At 41.0% G+C, this 19,321-nt stretch carries 17 protein-coding genes; 11 read left to right on the top strand and 6 right to left on the bottom strand.

Features of this window, described 5'->3' with window-relative positions; genetic code table 11:
• Positions 1–76: 76 nt before the first annotated feature.
• Positions 77–1,156: a 3-phosphoserine/phosphohydroxythreonine transaminase gene (serC, locus tag ACRRMM_RS09160; RefSeq protein WP_428828851.1), complete on the bottom strand. Its 1,080-nt coding sequence runs from the start codon at positions 1,154–1,156 to the stop codon at positions 77–79.
• A 158-nt stretch (positions 1,157–1,314) separates the two neighbouring features.
• Entirely contained in the window at positions 1,315–1,743 is a 429-nt protein-coding gene (locus ACRRMM_RS09155; RefSeq protein ID WP_008348883.1) for an HIT family protein, read from the bottom strand.
• 487 nt (positions 1,744–2,230) lie between these two features.
• On the opposite strand from ACRRMM_RS09155, the gene ACRRMM_RS09150 reads away from it, so the two are divergent.
• From ACRRMM_RS09150 to ACRRMM_RS09140, 3 genes are read left to right on the top strand one after another with little or no spacing between them, the layout of a single operon-like run.
• Positions 2,231–2,971 (top strand): ABC transporter ATP-binding protein, encoded by a 741-nt coding sequence (locus ACRRMM_RS09150; RefSeq protein ID WP_008348877.1) that lies wholly within the window; start codon positions 2,231–2,233, stop codon positions 2,969–2,971.
• Entirely contained in the window at positions 2,964–4,184 is a 1,221-nt protein-coding gene (locus ACRRMM_RS09145; protein WP_428828852.1) for an ABC transporter permease, read from the top strand. Before ACRRMM_RS09150 ends, ACRRMM_RS09145 begins: the two co-directional genes overlap by 8 nt.
• A gap of 46 nt (positions 4,185–4,230) precedes the next feature.
• Complete coding sequence (locus ACRRMM_RS09140) at positions 4,231–4,938, top strand: EcsC family protein (RefSeq protein WP_428828853.1); 708 nt, start codon at positions 4,231–4,233, stop codon at positions 4,936–4,938.
• 28 nt (positions 4,939–4,966) lie between these two features.
• On the opposite strand, the gene ACRRMM_RS09135 is transcribed toward ACRRMM_RS09140, so the two are convergent.
• A complete protein-coding gene (locus tag ACRRMM_RS09135) occupies positions 4,967–6,154 on the bottom strand; it encodes a M20 family metallopeptidase (RefSeq protein WP_008348870.1) in 1,188 nt (395 codons plus the stop codon).
• Between the two features lie 80 nt (positions 6,155–6,234).
• On the opposite strand from ACRRMM_RS09135, the gene ACRRMM_RS09130 reads away from it, so the two are divergent.
• Positions 6,235–6,591 (top strand): hypothetical protein, encoded by a 357-nt coding sequence (locus tag ACRRMM_RS09130; protein WP_008348868.1) that lies wholly within the window; start codon positions 6,235–6,237, stop codon positions 6,589–6,591.
• A gap of 255 nt (positions 6,592–6,846) precedes the next feature.
• Here the strand turns inward: ACRRMM_RS09130 and ACRRMM_RS09125 are convergent, their stop codons facing one another.
• Positions 6,847–7,332, bottom strand: a complete 486-nt coding sequence (locus ACRRMM_RS09125; protein ID WP_007497177.1) for an antibiotic biosynthesis monooxygenase family protein — start codon at positions 7,330–7,332, stop codon at positions 6,847–6,849.
• A gap of 127 nt (positions 7,333–7,459) precedes the next feature.
• Here ACRRMM_RS09125 and ACRRMM_RS09120 point away from each other — a divergent pair, with 127 nt between their 5' ends.
• The 7 genes from ACRRMM_RS09120 (at position 7,460) to ACRRMM_RS09090 (ending at position 17,505) form a co-directional block, all read left to right on the top strand.
• Positions 7,460–9,595, top strand: a complete 2,136-nt coding sequence (locus ACRRMM_RS09120) for a transglycosylase domain-containing protein (RefSeq protein WP_017360307.1) — start codon at positions 7,460–7,462, stop codon at positions 9,593–9,595.
• A 124-nt stretch (positions 9,596–9,719) separates the two neighbouring features.
• Positions 9,720–10,778, top strand: a complete 1,059-nt coding sequence (hemE, locus tag ACRRMM_RS09115; RefSeq protein WP_008348864.1) for a uroporphyrinogen decarboxylase — start codon at positions 9,720–9,722, stop codon at positions 10,776–10,778.
• Between the two features lie 32 nt (positions 10,779–10,810).
• Positions 10,811–11,749, top strand: coding sequence for a ferrochelatase (gene hemH, locus ACRRMM_RS09110; protein ID WP_428828854.1), 939 nt, complete (start codon positions 10,811–10,813; stop codon positions 11,747–11,749).
• Between the two features lie 22 nt (positions 11,750–11,771).
• Entirely contained in the window at positions 11,772–13,184 is a 1,413-nt protein-coding gene (gene hemY, locus ACRRMM_RS09105) for a protoporphyrinogen oxidase (protein ID WP_345912186.1), read from the top strand.
• Positions 13,185–13,359: 175 nt separating this feature from the next.
• Positions 13,360–13,938, top strand: coding sequence for a TetR/AcrR family transcriptional regulator (locus ACRRMM_RS09100; protein ID WP_007497184.1), 579 nt, complete (start codon positions 13,360–13,362; stop codon positions 13,936–13,938).
• A gap of 64 nt (positions 13,939–14,002) precedes the next feature.
• On the top strand, positions 14,003–16,312 hold the full coding sequence (locus ACRRMM_RS09095; protein ID WP_144610754.1) for a YhgE/Pip domain-containing protein: 2,310 nt from the start codon (positions 14,003–14,005) through the stop codon (positions 16,310–16,312).
• A 143-nt stretch (positions 16,313–16,455) separates the two neighbouring features.
• A complete protein-coding gene (locus ACRRMM_RS09090; protein ID WP_116306665.1) occupies positions 16,456–17,505 on the top strand; it encodes a M42 family metallopeptidase in 1,050 nt (349 codons plus the stop codon).
• A gap of 32 nt (positions 17,506–17,537) precedes the next feature.
• On the opposite strand, the gene ACRRMM_RS09085 is transcribed toward ACRRMM_RS09090, so the two are convergent.
• Together ACRRMM_RS09085 and yhfH are read right to left on the bottom strand one after the other, a co-directional pair.
• A complete protein-coding gene (locus ACRRMM_RS09085; protein ID WP_008348850.1) occupies positions 17,538–18,827 on the bottom strand; it encodes a cation:dicarboxylate symporter family transporter in 1,290 nt (429 codons plus the stop codon).
• Positions 18,828–19,166: 339 nt separating this feature from the next.
• Entirely contained in the window at positions 19,167–19,304 is a 138-nt protein-coding gene (gene yhfH / locus ACRRMM_RS09080; protein WP_008359029.1) for a protein YhfH, read from the bottom strand.
• Between the last annotated feature and the right edge of the window lie 17 nt (positions 19,305–19,321).

Below are 19,321 nucleotides of genomic sequence, written 5' to 3'. Positions count from 1 at the left end.
GATCATTTATTGCAAGAGTCATGACTTTATATTTCTCGTTATTATAACAAATTTATTTCACGATAGAAAAGCCTTTTTACTCATTTTCTTGCTGGAACTTTTTCATAAAGTCCGCAAGCTTTTGGCAGTCTTCTATAGAGACGGCGTTGTAAATCGAGGCTCTGCATCCGCCAACAGAACGGTGGCCGGCGAGTCCAACCATTTGTTCTTGTTTTGCTTTCTCCACAAAGGATGCAGTGAGTGCATCATCACGCAGGGTAAACGTGACATTCATATGCGAACGGCTGTCAGCACGTGCATGCCCTTTGTAAAAACCGCCGCTTTGATCAATCGTGTCATACAGAAGCGCTGCTTTTTGTTCATTGCGTTTTTCTGCTGCTTCTACGCCGCCCGCCTGTTTCACATACTCCAGGACAAGGGACAGCATATAAATCGCAAAAGTCGGTGGTGTGTGATAAAGAGAATTGGCTTTGGCATGTGTTGAATATTTTAAAATTTTAGGTGTGCCGCTTTTTTCTTTCTCTAATAAACGTTTGCGCGCGATCACAATCGTGATACCAGAAGGCCCTAGATTTTTTTGTGCCCCGGCATAAATGAAATCAAATGAAGACACGTCTATTTTTTTGCTGAGAATATCACTGGACATGTCGGCAATAAGCGGGAGTGACGTGTTCGGGAACGTTTTCCACTGAGTACCGAAAATGGTATTGTTCGATGTGATGTGCAAGTAAGCACCGTCATTTAAAACGGACGCATCTACATCTGGAATATACGAATAGTTGTCGTCTTCACTTGAGGCAAACACTGATGTTTCACCAAACCCTTTTGCTTCTGACAAGGCTTTCTCTGACCAAGCACCTGTTTGGATGAAATGAGCCGTTTCGCCTTCATGTAAGAAGTTCATCGGAATCATTGCAAATTGAAGACTTGCCCCGCCTTGTAAAAAGAGGACCTCATAATCTTCTGGAATGTCCATCAATTCTACCAAGAGTGCTTTCGCTTTATTGTGGACTTCTTCATACTCACTACTGCGATGAGAAAGTTCCATCACAGACATCCCGGTTTGTTTAAAATCAACAAGTTCTTCCTGTGCTTTTTGAAGCACTTCTAGCGGCAGCGCCGCCGGACCAGCATTAAAATTCGTCGTTCGCTTCATCACAATCTCTCCCTATTTCTCGCGTTAATGGATCAAAAGATAAAACCATCCTATCACAAATTTGAAGCATTTGGACAAAAAATTTGAATCGTCCTAAATATCTTACGATTCAGAGGATAAGCTCAGAAAAGAGGCGAAAAAAAGAAAAACCTCATCAATTAAGATGAGGTAAGGCGCGTATGGATGGCAGAAGAAATGTCTTTTAAATCCTCTGATGTATATTGATCTTGGTGAGATTTCCATACGGCACCAAAGCCGTCGCCTTTGCCATAACGCGGAATAATATGCATATGGTAATGGAACACAGATTGTCCGGCTTTTTCACCGTTGTTGTTCAGAAGGTTTAAACCAATTGGTTCAAATTCTTGTTTGATGGCTCTAGCGATTTTTGGAATCGCTTGGAAGTAATGATTAGACACTTCTGGTGTCATGTCATAAATGTTTTCTTTATGTATTTTCGGGATTACAAGGGTATGTCCTTTTGTTACTTGGCTGATATCAAGAAAAGCCAATACATGCTCGTCTTCATATACTTTTGCACATGGAATGTCTCCATCAATGATCTTGCAAAAAATGCAGTCGCTCACGCCATGTCACTCCTCATTATTTTTCCTTTATCGTATCACAAAAAGAAGCAAAAAAGAAAACAGGACAAGCGAACTCCTTTGGTCGCTCATCCTGCTCCTGCAGAAGAAATGCTGATGCTTTCATTTGATATGCCTTTTGAATTCTCTATTTACTGAAATAAAGAATTCATATGCCTGCTATTTCTGCCGTAAACACCTCATTTGACGTTTTGATTCGTCGTATACATATTTGTATAGGACACAAAAATCAAGAATCAGTGAAGCAAAACAGAAGCTAAGGTTTTTAGATGAAAAACCAACTTGTCATGCGGTTATTGCCTTTAACAAACACCTCATTTACGTATTGGTCATCAAGTTCATTTCTTCTACATACATTATGATGACCAGTATGCCGATGTTTTATTCATGAGTTGTCTATAGGTAAACATTTCAAATTGTCTTTCGTTTTTGGTACTATAAAGGAAAAAAGAAAGAAAGGAACGAACTGATGTCCCTTCTAACTGTAAAAGATGTAACGGGTGGATATACAAAGAATCCCGTTCTGAAAAATATTTCATTTGAATTAGAAAGAAACCAAATCGTTGGTCTCATTGGCTTAAACGGGGCGGGAAAAAGTACAACCATTCGTCATATTATTGGATTAATGAAACCTCATAAAGGGGTCATTGAGCTGAATGGACGAACCCTTCAAGAAGATCAAGAGGCGTATCGTTCACAATTTACGTTTATTCCAGAGACACCTGTCTTATATGAAGAATTAACGTTAAAAGAGCATTTAGAGCTGACAGCGATGGCTTACGGCCTTTCAAAAGAACAATTAGAAGAACGTCTGCCGTCTTTGCTGAAGGAATTCCGAATGGAGAAGAGATTGAAATGGTTCCCTGCTCATTTTTCTAAAGGGATGAAGCAGAAGGTGATGATTATGTGTGCGTTTCTTGTGGAGCCAGAGTTGTATATTATCGATGAGCCGTTTTTAGGGCTTGATCCGCTTGCGATCAACGCACTATTAGAACGGATGAATGCGGCGAAACAAAACGGCGCAAGTGTTCTGATGTCAACGCATATTTTAGCCACAGCGGAACGTTATTGTGATTCCTTTATTATTTTGCATGAAGGGGAAATTAGAGCGAAAGGAACACTGACAGAACTAAGAGAACAGTTCAACATGAGAGATGCGACACTCGATGATCTTTATTTGGAATTAACAAAGGAAGAAAGCTATGAGTAAAACAACGCAAACCATTTGGAAATCACGATTAGAAGAACACGTACAAGAAACAAGAAAATATTTAAAATATATGTTCAATGATCATCTTGTGATTGTGCTCATTTTTTTCCTTGCAGGCGGGGCGAGCTGGTACAGTAATTGGCTGAAGCATATTCCAGCTCACTTCCCATCCTATTGGGTCATGGCAGTTGTTTTCTCATTGGTACTGACTAGTTCTTACGTGCGAACGTTGATCAAAGAGGCAGATCTTGTGTTTATGCTTCCTTTGGAAGCTAAGATGGACCCTTATTTAAAACAAGCGTTTAACTTTAGCTTCATTTCTCAGTTATTTCCTTTGATTGCCGTGTCCATTATTGCACTTCCGCTATATTCGACTGTCTCCTCAGGCGATCTGATGCTATATGTGCTCATTTTGGCGCAAATGATCTTAATAAAAGGTCTGAATACAGCGATTCAGTGGAGAATCACTTATTTTCAAGGGAAACATGTGAGATGGATTGATGCAGTGATTCGTTTTCTGCTCAATACAATGTTAATGTATACCGTTTTACAAGCAGCTTATGCCATTGCCATCGTCTTTTATCTTTTATATGCTGTCTATCTCATTTATCTAACAAATACAGTAAAAAAACAGCCCTTTCAATGGGAATTGCATATTTCTGATGAGTTAAAACGAAAACAGCGTTTTTACCGCTTGGCAAACTTATTTACGGATGTCCCTCATTTAAAGAAACAAGTGAAAAGAAGGGCGTATATGGACTGGGTCTTGCAATTTGTCCCTTATGAACAGCGTAAAGCTTTTTCTTATATGTATGTGAGGGCGTTTTTACGTTCAAATGACTATTTTGGTCTAGTGTTTAGGTTAACGGTCGTGTTTGTGCTCATCCTCTTGTATACAGGTGCAGCAGGCTGGGTGGGGGCATTACTTGTCTTGTTTACAGTCTTTATCACAGGTGTACAGCTTGTCCCGTTAACAAAGCACTTTGCTCATCTGTCGTTACAGGCACTTTATCCTGTGTCTCAGCAAGAAAAAGATCGAAGCTTTTTTGTTCTCGTACGAAATGTACTCATCATCCAGTCAATTGTACTGAGCTCCGCCGTTTTCCCAGCAGGTGGATGGAAGGGAAGCGGACTTGCTCTTCTCATTTCATTGGTATTTGTGCTTGTCCTATTCAAGCCTTACGTACAAAGCAGATTAAAAAAGATGAGATAAGCATTTTTTACAGCGTGTGTATGATGTCACCAAGGAGGGAACTGGGATGAATGCAGCTGAACGGGAACTGTATGAAGAGGCCATTTTTTTTCAAATGCGTTTTTTAAGAAAACCATCCAAGATCGAGCGGTTTTCAAAAGGTTTTCAGCAGCAAGTGAATCGCCGAATCCCTGCTCGATTTCATCAAGTCATCACAAGTGCGGTGAAAACAATGGTTGAATCCACCGTATCAGGAAGCCATTTTACTTCATTTACAGTCATTGATGAACAATTGTCTCTTGTAGAGCGAAATGAGCTGGCAAAGGAAAAGGTGACATATTATCAAAAGGCCGCTGCGATTGAAGGAATTGGCACAGGTGCGGGTGGATTGTTTCTCGGAATGGCGGATTTCCCTCTACTTTTGAGTATTAAAATGAAATGTCTTTATGAGCTTGCCTGTATATATGGATTTGATTTGTCTCAAAAAGAGGAAAGGCTCTTTTTGCTTTGTATTTTTCAACTCGCCTTTTCAAGCAGTACACACCGTCAAAAAATGATGAAACTCATTGAAGAATGGGAAACAACCCGGGAAGAAATGGATTGGTATAGCTTTCAGCAGGAATATCGAGATTATATTGACCTTGTGAAGCTGTTTCAATTAATGCCTGTGGTCGGTGCCGCTGTTGGCGGGGTGGCAAATCATCAGCTGACAGGACAGCTTGGTGAAGTCGCACGCCATGTGTTTCACTTGAGAGTGTTGAAAGAATCGAAATAGAAAAGCCGCTGGTGGCAGCGGCTTTTTTTTATTCATCGTAGGAAAGGACGGCATGAGCGAGTACCTTTGCTGCGACAGGCATTGCGTTTTCGTTAATATCAAATTTCGGATGGTGATGTGGATACACATCTTGGCTGTTTTCTGGCATAGCGCCTGTGTAGAAGAAAGTACCAGGAACATGCTGAAGGTAGTAAGCAAAGTCTTCTCCGCCCATTTGGGTTTCGGCTTCTTTTACTTCTGTGACTCCTTCTGTCTGTTTGGCTATTTCTGCTATATATTCAGTTGGTGCAGGGTGATTTTTGACTGCAGGATAGCCTCTTACATATTCATAAGTATAAGAGGCATCGTGCATGTGGCAGACACCTTTCACCACCTGTTCAATTTCACGTTCAATGATATGGCGTGCACTCTCTTCAAAGGAACGTGCAGTACCTGTTAGCACGGCCGAATCTGCAATGACGTTAAAGGCATTTTCAGCGACAAATCCCCCTACAGATACCACCGCAGAATCAATCGGGTTGACTTTACGGGCCACGACCTGCTGAAGATTGGCTACAATTTGTGAACCGATGAGTACGGCATCTTTCGTCAGGTGCGGCTGTGCGCCATGTCCGCCTTTCCCTTGCACTTGAATAGAGAAACGATCGGCGGCTGCCATAAAGTTCCCGCTTTTATAAAGAACAGTGCCGCATGGCTCTGAGGACCAAAGGTGGGTGCCGAAAATGACGTCAACACCGTCTAAACAGCCATCTTCAATCATTGGTTTCGCACCGCCGGGGGCATATTCTTCAGCGTGTTGATGAATGAGGACGATTTTTCCTTTTAATTGATCTCGGTGCTCATGTAAGATCTTCGCTAAGACGAGAAGTGTTGCTGTGTGGCCATCGTGACCGCATGCGTGCATGACGCCAGGTTTTGTTGAACGGTAAGGTACATCCTTTTCATCATGAATGGGAAGTGCATCAAAATCAGCTCTCAGTGCAATGGTCGGTCCAGGGGAAGCTCCTTCAATAAAAGCGAGTACACCATGTCCGCCTACATGTGTACGTGTTGGGATATGTAATCTGTCATAATATTGAGCGATGTAAGCAGCTGTTTCCTCTTCCTGAAAAGAAAGTTCTGGATTCATATGGAGATGGCGTCTAATTTCAACCATTTCCTCATAATGTTCATCAAGACGTTCATTGATCCTTTTGTGTAAAGTGGATACTGTCATTGATCCGAAAACCTCCTTTAGGCTCTTTTACTGATTGTATGGTAATTGTTAGAATCTTTCAACAGAAGAGGATGTCGAGAATGACAGAAAAGGTCATTTTACATAAAAGTCGAAGGTTAAGTATGAAGCTTGAAAAAGGGGGAGTGGCATTGGGAAGCTGTCCAAATTGTTCAAAAGCATTTTCTTTCGTCGAAAAATTTCATTTATCGCATACGAGAATGATGCTTTGTCCAAGCTGCCGGCATCAAATCAAAGAAACGTTCGTTTCAAAGATGAGCTTTTTGATGATTTGTTTGATTCCACTGTTGGTACTACTTATTCAGATGAAAGGTGCTTCACCTATGCTCAAATGGCCCATCTTATTAGGATGGATCTTGCTGAATTTTTATGTACTTCAGCCAATCATTCATCGGTACGAGCTTAGAGAAAAGCGTTAAAAGCCCAGCAGAAGGGCTTTTTTTATGAAAAAAAGAAGTGCGAAGAGCAGCACTTCCCAGCGTGTAGCCAACCCTCGCATTCTTTGTCAGTCCTGCGTGCTGGTGCTCAAGAATGTGAAATTCGCTCCGCGCCAGTACTCGTCCTTCCTAAACTGCAAAGGTTTTCTATCACGCTGAAAAGAAGACAAAGGGCTAAAATAAACAACATTTTAGCCCTTTGTCAACAATCTAAGAAGTGCGAAGAGCAGCACTTCCTTAATGGTCTATGACGGCATGATAGGATGTCAGATAGGCAGGACGAGAGAAGATGGAGCCAGTATCCTCGTGCGGCTGAAAGAACGCTTCTGACTCTTGAAAGTCTTGAAATAAGTCTTCAGATTCCCAAAGTGTCAAAATCAAGTACACCTCTTCATCCTTTTTTGGTCTTAACACACGAAGCGCCTGAAAGCCGCGCTGGTGTTCTGACATGTTTGTTTTTTTCTGAAAGGTGGATTCAAAAAGTGCTCTGCTTTCGAGCTTTACAGGGATATGATTCAGCGTGACAAAGCCAGATTGGACGAGCTCACCTTTTGTATAAATCACATCATAGGCATGGGGGGCTTTAAAGACTGTCTCACCCTCCGTTTCATGAAAAAGAGCCGCTTGTTCCTTACCGACCGTATAAAGCAGATTTTCAAGATGATGTTTTTTTGCGATTTTTTGCAAAAAGTCTGCTGTTCCATATGTAATATAGAAATTCATCTAAACCGCCTCCTGCTTGATAGTATAACAAAAGAATGATATATAATTCTTTGGTAGTCAATCCATAAAACATATTATGAAGCAATACATCCCATACTATCCGTATAAAGGAATGAGGTGACCTAATTTGAAGAAAAAGAAGATAATCATTCCATTAGTCATTGCAGGAAGTACAATCGTGCTTTCATTTATTGGCTATCTGACCATTTTATTTTTAGGACATTATGTCATAGATGAGAAGAAGCTCGTTTTTCACGCTTCCTCGAAAATCATTGATCAGAATGGAAAAGAACTCACAAGCATGTATTCAGAAAATCGGGACCCTGTGTCATTAAAAGAGGTCCCAGATAAAGTGGCGAAAGCTTTTGTTGCTGTAGAGGACAAGCGCTTTTATGAGCACCACGGAATTGATGCACAATCGATTTCAAGGGCGGTTTATCGAGATATATTAGCAGGTGGAAAGGTAGAAGGCGGCAGTACCATCACCCAGCAGCTCGCCAAAAATATCTTTCTCACAAATGATAAAACGTTTCTTCGAAAAACAAAAGAAGTCATTATTGCGATCAATTTAGAAAGAGATTATTCAAAGGACAAGCTGCTTGAAATGTATTTGAATCAGCTTTACTTTGGTCATGGCGTCTATGGGATCCAAGCAGCGGCCAATTACTATTTTAGTAAAGATGTAAAAGATCTCACTGTCAGTGAAGGAGCTACACTTGCTGCCATGCCAAAGGCACCTTCAACGTATTCCCCTGTTCTACACCCAGATAAAAATAAACAAAGACGGGATACCATCCTGAATTTAATGAATGAACAAGGATATTTGTCTTCTACAGAAACAGTTGAAGCAAAAGGAAGAACACTTGGTATTCATTTAAAAAAGAAATCAGAAACCCCTTGGGTGGACAGTTATGTAGATCTCATGATTAAAGAAGCAGAATCACAGTATTCGATTTCGCATGAACAATTGCTTCAAGGCGGCTATACCATTACGGTACCAATCGATATGAATTTGCAAAAAGTTGCCTATGATGCGATGAAAAACAATCGTTATTTCCCGGGAAAAAGCGGGTCACCTGAAGGCAGCGCTGTGTTTATTGACAACGCATCTGGTGGTGTAAAAGCAGCAATAGGCGGACGAGAATATCAGGCAAGAGGCTATAACAGAGTCACAGCTGTTAGACAGCCTGGTTCTGTCTTTAAGCCGATCGCAGTATATGGTCCAGCGATGCAGGAGAAAAAATTCAGACCGTATTCACTGCTTGAGGACAAGGAAAAAAGCTATGACGGCTATTCTCCAAAGAACTACGATGGACAGTACGAAGGCAGGGTCACGATGGTAGAGGCTCTCATGAAAAGTAAAAATACATCTGCCGTATGGACGTTAAGCCAGCTTGGCATCGATACGTCTAAATCCTATCTTGAGAAAATGGGAATGGATATTTCGGATAAAGGACTTGCCATAGCGCTTGGCGGTTTAGAAAAAGGGGTTTCTCCGTTGCAGATAGCTGGAGCATTTCATACATTTGCAAATGAAGGCGTCTATAAAAAGCCGTTCTTCATTCAGAAAATCACGAATGATGATGGTGAAACCGTTGAAAAAAATCGAAACAAAGAAGAACGAGTGTTTAGCGTACAAAATGCTTGGAATATGACAAGAATGCTTCAACAGGTCGTCAAAGGCGGAACCGCTCAGAGCGGATCATACGCTGGAGATTTGGCTGGTAAAACAGGCACAACTACGTATTCCGGTGTCAAAGGGGCAACGAAAGATGCTTGGTTTGCTGGCTACACGCCTAGTACAACAGGGGCAATCTGGATGGGGTATGACAAAACGGATAACAGTCATTATTTAACTGGCGGCAGTCAGTATCCAGTGCAGTTAATGAAAGATATTTTAACGACAGCCCAAATAACCAATGAAACATTCCAAAAACCAGAGGGAATTAAAGAACTTCAATCGCCAATCCATTTAGAAGGACTGTCAGGCTTTGAAGCACGTTATGCATTTAAAATCAAAGGGCTCTTTACATTGGAGCTGTCATGGGATGAACAGGAAGACAAACGCGTTGAATATCGTATTTATGAAAAGAGAAATGGAAGCGAGACCCTGATCGATTCTGTAACAGGAACAAACAGCTACACAATGCCGTATGCGAATGTGTTTTCAGATGCGCAGTATAAGGTTGTTCCATACAATACTCAAACACAAGAAGAAGGCGAAGGCAGTGCTTATATCAAGCCAGAGGCTTTTGGACGTTAATATTCGGCGATTTTTTGAACATTGAGCCGCTTTAGTATACCGAGCCCTGAAAAAGCGGTATAGTAAAAGCAGTGTTTGAGCCTTATACAAAGAGAGTGTGAGGCGAAAGGTGGAATGAAAGGTAATGGGAAAAACGAAGGCTTTTAATGACACGTTCTTAAAGGCGTGCAAAGGGGAAAAAACAGACCATGTACCGGTTTGGTATATGAGACAGGCAGGACGCTCGCAGCCTGAATATCGTGCCCTTAAAGAAAAATACGGGCTATTTGAAATTACGCATCAGCCAGAGCTATGTGCTTACGTAACAAGACTTCCTGTAGAACAATATGGTGTAGATGCCGCTATTTTATATAAAGATATTATGACTCCGCTTCCAGCTATTGGTGTGGATGTTGAAATTAAAAATGGAATTGGACCAGTGATTGACTCGCCTATTCGGACAAAGGCAGATATCCAGCGTCTTGGAGAGCTTCATCCTGAAGAAGACCTGCCGTATGTGCTTGATACGATCAAGCTGTTAACAGAGGAGCAGTTGAATGTTCCGCTGATTGGTTTCGCAGGTGCACCTTTTACGATGGCAAGCTATATGATCGAAGGCGGTCCATCTAAAAATTATCATAAAACAAAGGCGCTCATGTACAGTGAGCCAGAGACATGGATGCTTTTGATGAATAAATTAGCCGATATGACGATCACATACATACGCGCTCAGGTAAAAGCAGGCGTCCGAGCATTTCAAATCTTCGACTCTTGGGTTGGCGCTTTAAATGCAGCAGATTACCGGACCTTCATTAAGCCTGTCATGCAGCGTATTTTCACAGAGCTGAAGTCTGAAAACGTACCAATGATTATGTATGGTGTCGGTGCGAGCCATCTAGCGAAAGATTGGCATGACTTGCCGCTTGATGTCGTTGGACTGGATTGGCGTATGAGTATAGACGAAGCGCGAAAAGAAGGCTTAACAAAAACGTTACAAGGAAACCTTGATCCAACGATTTTACTTTCTCCTTGGGAAGTGATTGAAGAAAGAGCAACAGCGATTTTAGATCAAGGGATGAAATCAGATCAATTCATCTTTAACTTAGGTCACGGGGTATTTCCTGATGTCTCACCAGACACGTTAAAGAAGCTGACAGATTTTATTCACGATTATTCAGCTAAACATAAAAAGACATCCATCTAAATGATTTCAAATGATCTGAAGGAGTGTTGGTTGTGGAGAAAAAGAAAATGGGGCTACTTGTCATGGCATATGGCACCCCATATAAAGAAGAAGACATTGAACGTTACTATACACATATCCGTAGAGGCAGAAAGCCAGAGCCGGAGATGCTGCAAGATTTAAAGGACCGCTACAAGGCAATTGGCGGCATTTCTCCTTTATCAAAAATTACAGAACAGCAGGCAAATGGCTTGTGTGAACATTTGAATGAGATCCAAGACGAGATTAAATTTCATGTATACATTGGTTTAAAACACATCGAGCCTTTCATTGAAGATGCGGTCGCTGATATGCACCGAGATGGCATCACAGAAGCGGTGAGTATTGTCCTAGCACCGCACTTCTCCACATTTAGTGTGAAATCGTATAACAAACGTGCACAAGATGAAGCAGAAAAGCTTGGCCATCTGAACATTACTTCTGTTGAAAGCTGGTACGATGAGCCGAAGTTTGTGGACTATTGGGTGAAACAAGTGAAAGAGACGTATGCATCCATGAGTCAGGAAGAGAGAGATTCAGCAGTGCTGATTGTGTCTGCACACAGTCTTCCTGAAAAAATTATTGCAGCAGGGGACCCATACCCTGATCAGCTTGCACAATCTGCAAAAATGATTGCTGAAGGTGCAGGAATTGAGCATTATGAAATTGGCTGGCAAAGTGAAGGCAATACGCCTGATCCGTGGCTTGGACCAGACGTACAGGATCTCACGCGTGACCTATTTGAGCAAAAAGGCTATAAAACATTTGTATACGTGCCTGTTGGTTTTGTCGCTGATCACCTTGAAGTGTTATACGACAATGATTATGAATGTAAAGTCGTCACGGATGAAATTGGTGCAGCTTACTATCGTCCAGAAATGCCAAATGCGAAACCAGCATTTATTGATGCACTGGCAGCAGTCGTATTAAAGAAGCTTAATGAAAGCAAGTAATCATATAAAAGAAGGCGATCCTATGCATGACAATCAAAAACACCTTGTCATCATTGGCGGTGGCATCACAGGTTTGGCCGCCGCCTTCTATTTGGAAAAGGAAATTGAAGAAAAAGGCCTTCCTATCCAAATATCTCTTATTGAAGCGAGTCCTAGGCTAGGTGGAAAAATTCAAACATTATATAAAGACGGTTATATCATTGAACGTGGACCCGATTCATTTTTAGAAAGAAAGGTCAGTGGACCCCAGCTGGCAAAAGATGTTGGCCTATCTGATCAGCTCGTCAATAATGAAACAGGGCAAGCGTATGTATTAGTCAATGAAACCCTTCATCCGATGCCAAAGGGCGCTGTCATGGGCATTCCAACTCAAATCAGTCCTTTCATTACAACTGGGCTTTTTTCAGTTGTCGGAAAAGCACGTGCAGCGATGGATTTCGTTTTGCCAAAAAGCAAACAGACAGAAGATCAGTCTCTGGGGGAATTTTTTAGAAGACGTGTGGGTGATGAAGTGGTGGAGAATTTAATTGAACCGCTACTATCAGGCATTTATGCTGGTGACATTGATCGCCTGAGCTTAATGTCTACCTTCCCGCAGTTCTATCAAACAGAACAGAAGCATCGCAGTTTGATTCTTGGGATGAAAAAATCACAGCAGCATGCTAAAGCGCAACAAGTGACAGCGAAAAAGCAAGGACAGTTCCAGACAATCAATCAAGGGCTGCAAGCACTTGTTGAAGCGGTCGAAAGTAAACTCAAGCTGACGAAGATTTACAAAGGGACAAAAGTAACCCAGATCGAAAAAGCCGAGGGAGGTTATGGCGTTCAATTAGACAGCGGTCAAACGCTTTTTGCAGATTCTGCCATTGTGACAACTCCTCACCAATCGATCTATTCCATGTTTCCAAAAGAAGCAGGGCTTGAGTACTTGCATGACATGACATCGACTTCTGTTGCAACAGTTGCACTCGGATTTAAAGAAGAGGATGTTCACAATGAATATGATGGCACTGGTTTTGTCATCTCAAGAAATAGTGATTTCTCCATTACAGCATGTACGTGGACAAATAAGAAATGGCCTCACACTGCACCTAAAGGAAAAACATTGCTTCGTGCATATGTTGGGAAAGCTGGCGATGAATCAATTGTCGAACAGTCTGATCATCAAATCGTGAGCATCGTGCTGGAGGATTTGAAGAAAATCATGGATATTAAAGCAGATCCAGAGCTGACGACAGTGACTCGCTGGAAAACAAGCATGCCGCAATATCATGTGGGTCATCAAAAACAGATTTCGACGATGAGAGAAACGTTTAAGCAATCATATCCTGGTATTTATATCACGGGTGCTGCATTTGAAGGTGTTGGAATTCCTGATTGTATTGATCAAGGAAAAGCTGCCATCTCAGAAGCTGTATCTTATCTATTTTCATAAAAAACAAACTCCCTTTTCTGTCATGGAAAGGGAGTTTTTCATGTTCGTATGTTTAGAAAAGAGTGGTGAATAATAAAATTGAACAAAGTTGTTGCATCTGAGGAAAAAGATGTGGTATATTATTTTCTGTACTTAATGACCGAAACGTTCAAATAGTCATTTTGGGAGTGAGATCATGAGTGTTGATAGGAGACAAATGATTTTAGATGGAGCAACAAAGGCATTTACCCAGTTCGGGTATAAAGCCACGACAATGGACCTTGTAGCAAAGCTTGCCAACGTTGGAAAAGGAACGATTTATACTTTTTTCAAAAACAAAGAAGAGCTGTTCGATGAAATTTTCACATCACTGTTAATGGAGATGAGGAAAATTGCAGATGAAGCAATAGATGAGAAGAATAGTTTCTCAGAAAACCTTCATTTAGCACTCTTTGCAATATTAGAATTTCGAAAAAACCACCAGCTTACAATTAAAATCTTTCAGGAAAATGCGGAGCTTGGCACATCAGCAGTGAAAGAAATGATTGAAAAAATGGAACAGATGATCATTCGCTATATTAAAACAAAAGTAAAAGAAGCGATTGAAAAAGGCGACATTAAGCCCTGTGATCCTGAATTGACGGCATTTGTGATGGTGAAACTATATATTGCACTTATTTTTGACTGGGAAAAGCGATATGAGCCTTTAACAAAAGAAGAGGTCGCTGAATCGCTCGAGCTTTATGTACTAAAAGGACTGTCTGCAACAACATAATTTTTTTTAAGTTCAAATGACCGAATTCTTAATTTAGTCATTCACCAATGGGAGGAAAACAGCAATGAATGTAATTCGGAATCAATGGAAAGACATTGTGACGAGCAAAAAACTACTGATCCCGATTTTAGCTGTCTTATTTATTCCACTGATTTATAGTGGTGTATTTTTAAAAGCTTACTGGGATCCATATGGTACAGTTGATCAATTACCTGTAGCGGTTGTCAACTTGGATGAAGGCAGTCATTATGACGGCAAAACCCTTCAAGTGGGCGATGATTTAGTGAAGGAATTGAAGAAAAACGATAGTTTTAAATGGCATTTTGTTGATAGTGAAGAAAAGGCCATCAATGGGTTAAATAACGAAGACTATTATCTCGTCGTCGAGATTCCGAAAGATTTCTCGAAAAATGCGAGTACAGTACTAGACAAACATCCGAAAAAATCGAATCTGAAATATTATACGAATCCAGGCGCAAACTATGCTGCGTCTCAAATTGCGAATAACGCCATTATCAAATTAAAAGATTCGGTTTCAAAGGAAGTCACAGAAAATTATGCAGAGGTCATCTTTGATAACTTCAAAACGATTGCAAAAGGATTAGATCAAGCAAGCGATGGAGCGAAGAAAATTGATGACGGAACAAAAAGCGCAAAAGACGGTAGCCAAAAGTTAAAAGACAATTTGGCGAAATTGGCAGAAGGAACGTTAACGTATAGCGAAGGTGTTCATCAGTTTGCAGGAAAAATGGGTGAACTGAACACTGGAATTCAATCTCTTGATAGCGGTCTTGGTCAGCTCTTAACAGGCTATCAAACGATTGATCAGAAATTTGGTGAACTTGGCACAGGAATTGATACATTGACCGAAGGGTTAAACACAAGCCGTGAAGGACATGAGCAGCTTTCTTCTAAAATGCCGCAATTCACAGCAGGCATTGAGCAGCTGAACAATAAAGCACAGTCATTTTCAGAAAAAATCGCTGCTGTGGAGAAAGTATTGTCTTCACCTGAATTAGCGAATCTTGAAAAGATGGCGCCTAAGATTGATCAGGTGAAAAAAGATGCAAAAACGTTTAGTAACAAACTTGCTTCTTTAAAAGAAGCATTATCTAATCGAGATGCAAAAGTAAAAAGTATTATTCAAAACAGCTCGATGACAGATGAAGAGAAAAAGGCGGCAATGGATCAGCTAGACAGTCTTCCTACAATCGAACTGCCTGATTTGTCTGGGCTTGAGCAAAGCTTAGCGGCGCTGCAGGAACTGCCTGACGCAAGTGAAGTTCAGTCTGCGGTTGCATCTGCAAAAGCACAGCTACAGCAAGTCAAGCAGCTGCCAGAGAAAACAGAACAGCTGTATACATCAACAGTCGCCATACAAAATGCGATTGATCAAATGACATCCGGTACGAATAAATTGTATCAAGGTGCACTGAAGCTTCAAACGGGTCAAGGGAAATTACAAGATGGCCTGCAAACAGCAAATGGAAAGCTTGATACAGCGAAAAGTGGTGCGGATAAACTGGCAAACGGTTCAAGCCAGCTTAGTGCAGCATTGAATAAACTAGAAAGTGGATCAGCGAGTATCCAAAGCAACTCATCTAAACTGGCTGAAGGGTCAAAATCCCTTGATAAAGGATTAGGCGACTTAAAAAGTGGGACTGGAAAGCTTTCTGATAAGCTAAAAAGCGCTGCAGATGAAACAGGAGACATTGATGCGGGGCAGGACAATTACAATATGATTGCAAGCCCAGTCAAAACAGAGAATGATACAGCGAAAAAAATTGATAACTATGGAACAGGGCTCACACCATATATTTTATCAATGGGACTCTTTGTTGGAGCTCTTATGCTGACTGTTGTATTCCCAATGAAAGATCCTGCAGGACGCCCTAGAAATGCGTTTGAATGGTTTGTCAGCAAATATAGTGTGCTCCTCTTAGTCGGTATCTTGCAGGCAGTGATTGCAAGCTCCATGCTCATCTTTGGACTTGGACTTGAGGTGGAAAGCCTCTGGCGCTTCTATCTCTTTGCGATCATCGTCAGTCTGACATTCCTAGCGATCATTCAGCTTCTTGCGACGACGATGGGGAATCCAGGTCGCTTCATTGCCGTCATTATCTTGGTTCTTCAGCTTGCAGCAAGTGCGGGTACATTCCCGCTTGAGCTTGTACCAAAATTCTTCCAAGTCATTCATAGTCTGCTTCCAATGACGTATACCATCAACGGATTTAGAACGATCATTGCAAGCGGTGATAACAGTTATTTATGGCACCAAGCAGCGATTCTTGGAACAGTAGCCATCATCATGATGGCTGCAACAACAGCATACTTTGCTTGGAACATAAGAAAAATGAAACAAGAAGAAGCTTAATTGAAAAACCTTTCTCTTCCATGAGAAAGGTTTTTTTGATTAGAAATTAGACATCAGGAACCCGAAGCGATATATTTTAAGAAGGATGCTGAAAAAAGGCATGCTTGGAAAGAATTTCTTTTAGATGAAGGAGGATATGCCGAATGACAACGGAAGTAAATGAAACGGTTCAGCTTATTCAAAAGCTTGTGTCAATCCCAAGTCCATCAGGAAATACTGAGAAAGTGATTGGCTTTGTCGAACGTTTTTTACAAGATTTACATATTGAAACGAAGCGAAATCGAAAAGGCGGATTAATTGCCACCCTAAAAGGAACAGATGACAAGGAACACCGCATGCTGACAGCACATGTCGATACGCTCGGTGCGATGGTCAAAGAAATTAAATCAAATGGCCGGCTGCGTCTTGCACTCATTGGAGGCTTTCAATATAACTCGATAGAAGGCGAGTATTGTGAAATTGAAACAGTAATAGGCCGTACATACACAGGTACCATTCTGATGCATCAAACGTCCGTTCACGTATATGAGGATGCTGGAAAAGCGAAGCGAAATCAAGAAAATATGGAGATTCGCTTAGATGAGAAAGTGAAAAATGCAGACGATGTGCAAGCACTCGGCATTCAAGTAGGAGACTTTATCTCATTTGATCCTAGAGTGGAAGTGACGTCTTCAGGTTTTATTAAATCAAGACACCTTGATGATAAGGCAAGTGTGGCGTTGTTGCTGAGATTGATTCACCGCATTCAAACAGAGAACATCACATTGCCGCATACGACACATTTCTTAATTTCAAATAATGAAGAAATCGGATACGGTGGGAACTCGAATATCCCGGAAGAAACGGTGGAATATTTGGCCGTTGATATGGGAGCCATCGGTGACGGTCAATCAACCGATGAATACAGTGTGTCGATATGTGTGAAGGATTCTAGCGGTCCTTATCACTATGGTCTCCGCAAACATCTAGCAGCATTAGCTGAGGCAAATAAAATCGATTACCGCCTTGATATATACCCTTATTATGGCTCAGATGCGTCAGCAGCGATTCGAGCAGGGCATGATATCATTCATGGACTGATTGGACCTGGCATTGACTCTTCGCATGCCTTTGAAAGAACCCATGAAGACTCATTGATTCATACAGCCAATCTACTGTACCACTATGTTCAAAGCAAATTAATCACAGTATAAAAAAAGAACCCCCATCGCGGGGTTCTTTTTGATTAGCTTGAAAGTTGTGTTGGCTCAGGTACATCTTGTCCAGTCATCACGCGGTGTCCTTTTTCAGGGTCATATTGCCCTTCCCATTTAGACATCACGACAGCTGCAAGTGCATTACCAGTTAAGTTGACAACGGTTCTTGCCATATCCATGATACGATCAACACCTGCAATAAAGGCTAGACCTTCAGCAGGAACACCGATCGTTCCAAGTGTTGCAAGTAATACAACAAAGGATGTACCAGGAACGGCAGCCATTCCTTTTGATGTCACCATCAGTACAAGGATTAGTGTGAGCTGCTGTACGATTGTGAGGTCAATGCCATATACCTGCGCTAAGAAAAGCGCCGCAATGGCTTGATACAAGACGGAGCCGTCTAGATTAAACGTATAACCAATTGGGATAACAAAAGAAACAATTCCTTTTGGACACCCGATGCGCTCCATTTTATCCATGACTCTCGGTAAAACTGTTTCAGAGCTGGATGTACTAAAGGCGAGAAGCATTTCGTCTTTCATGTAAGCAAGAAATCTGAAAATATTGACGCCAATCATCTTTCCAATAATTCCGAATACAACGATAAGGAAGAGAGCGAGCGCAAAATAAACAAGACCTACGAGCTTACCTAATGAAACAAGAGATTCAAGACCAAATTTTGATACTGTCACACCAATGAGCGCGAACACACCAAATGGTGCAGCTTTCATCACAACATTGACGACATGGAACATCGCATGTGACACACCTTCAAAGAAGGCGAGCACTGGTTTGCCGCGTTCACCAATTGCTGAAACGCCAAGTGCGAATAATACAGTGAAGAAAATAATCGCAAGCAAATCACCTTCCGCCAATGATTGGAAGAAGTTCGTCGGAACGATATGAAGGAACGTATCAGCAACTGATTTACTGCTTTGTTCTTTTTCCGTTTCAACATACTGGCTAATATCCTGTTTTTCTGTATGTCCAAAGTCAACGCCTGCACCTGGTTGAACAAAGTTCGCAAGCACAAGACCAAGGATGATCGCAAACGTTGTGATAATTTCAAAATAAAGAATGGTTCTAAAACCAAGCTTCCCTACTTTTTTACCATCACCCGCACCTGCAACACCTAAAATTAAGCTAGATACGACAATCGGAATGACAATCATCTTAATGAGTCGTAAGAAGAAGTCTCCAATTGGTTTTAAATATGTCTCAACACCAGGGTTACCGAAAAAGATCGCACCAACCACGACACCGAGAATAAGACCGATTAGGATTTGAGTAGCTAATCCAAATTTTAATTTTTTCATAGATTTCCTCCCTAACATATTCATTAAAGGAATATTCCCATTATATTAAGTTTTAATATATGAATTAAAGTATAACTAAAATTAAAGAGGTTCGTCCACGATTAAATTATATTAAGAAAATACAAAATTATTTGAAAAAATGGACACTTCGAACCCCCTTCGTTGTTTTAAGTCAATAAAAAGTGCCTTCAGAACTAAAAGTCATCATATGAAAATACTAAAAAACCCTTCTGTACCAAGGGTTTTACCTTTTTACCTATTTTTCAGAAAAAATAAAAAGCACTTTTGACTCCAACTGACGAAGGAGGAAAAAAGTGCTTTTTTGTTCTATTTATTTCCTTATTTAAGATAACTTACTTGTGAGCATTCCTCACATTCATTACCGTAACACTCGTGCTGTTCCATTAAATCATTTCCACATTTTGTGCATTTTTTTGAAGGCAAATTTCTAAAAAACTCAGTGATTTTTCCTAGCATTTGTCATCCTCCAATAC

Origin of the sequence: Bacillus sp. XT-4 (assembly GCF_050864245.1) — a bacterium.
In the GTDB taxonomy this organism is placed as follows: domain Bacteria; phylum Bacillota; class Bacilli; order Bacillales; family Bacillaceae; genus Bacillus; species Bacillus altitudinis.
This window is presented reverse-complemented; position numbering and strand designations above follow the sequence as displayed.

Excerpts from the sequence above, each read along its gene's own strand:
- serC (WP_428828851.1), bottom strand. The coding sequence starts at position 1,156 with ATGAAGCGAACGACGAATTTTAATGCTGGTCCGGCGGCGCTGCCGCTA.
- ACRRMM_RS09150 (WP_008348877.1), top strand. The coding sequence starts at position 2,231 with ATGTCCCTTCTAACTGTAAAAGATGTAACGGGTGGATATACAAAGAAT.
- ACRRMM_RS09145 (WP_428828852.1), top strand. The coding sequence starts at position 2,964 with ATGAGTAAAACAACGCAAACCATTTGGAAATCACGATTAGAAGAACAC.
- ACRRMM_RS09140 (WP_428828853.1), top strand. The coding sequence starts at position 4,231 with ATGAATGCAGCTGAACGGGAACTGTATGAAGAGGCCATTTTTTTTCAA.
- ACRRMM_RS09135 (WP_008348870.1), bottom strand. The coding sequence starts at position 6,154 with ATGACAGTATCCACTTTACACAAAAGGATCAATGAACGTCTTGATGAA.
- ACRRMM_RS09130 (WP_008348868.1), top strand. The coding sequence starts at position 6,235 with ATGACAGAAAAGGTCATTTTACATAAAAGTCGAAGGTTAAGTATGAAG.
- ACRRMM_RS09125 (WP_007497177.1), bottom strand. The coding sequence starts at position 7,332 with ATGAATTTCTATATTACATATGGAACAGCAGACTTTTTGCAAAAAATC.
- hemE (WP_008348864.1), top strand. The coding sequence starts at position 9,720 with ATGGGAAAAACGAAGGCTTTTAATGACACGTTCTTAAAGGCGTGCAAA.
- hemY (WP_345912186.1), top strand. The coding sequence starts at position 11,772 with ATGCATGACAATCAAAAACACCTTGTCATCATTGGCGGTGGCATCACA.
- ACRRMM_RS09100 (WP_007497184.1), top strand. The coding sequence starts at position 13,360 with ATGAGTGTTGATAGGAGACAAATGATTTTAGATGGAGCAACAAAGGCA.
- ACRRMM_RS09095 (WP_144610754.1), top strand. The coding sequence starts at position 14,003 with ATGAATGTAATTCGGAATCAATGGAAAGACATTGTGACGAGCAAAAAA.
- ACRRMM_RS09090 (WP_116306665.1), top strand. The coding sequence starts at position 16,456 with ATGACAACGGAAGTAAATGAAACGGTTCAGCTTATTCAAAAGCTTGTG.
- ACRRMM_RS09085 (WP_008348850.1), bottom strand. The coding sequence starts at position 18,827 with ATGAAAAAATTAAAATTTGGATTAGCTACTCAAATCCTAATCGGTCTT.
- yhfH (WP_008359029.1), bottom strand. The coding sequence starts at position 19,304 with ATGCTAGGAAAAATCACTGAGTTTTTTAGAAATTTGCCTTCAAAAAAA.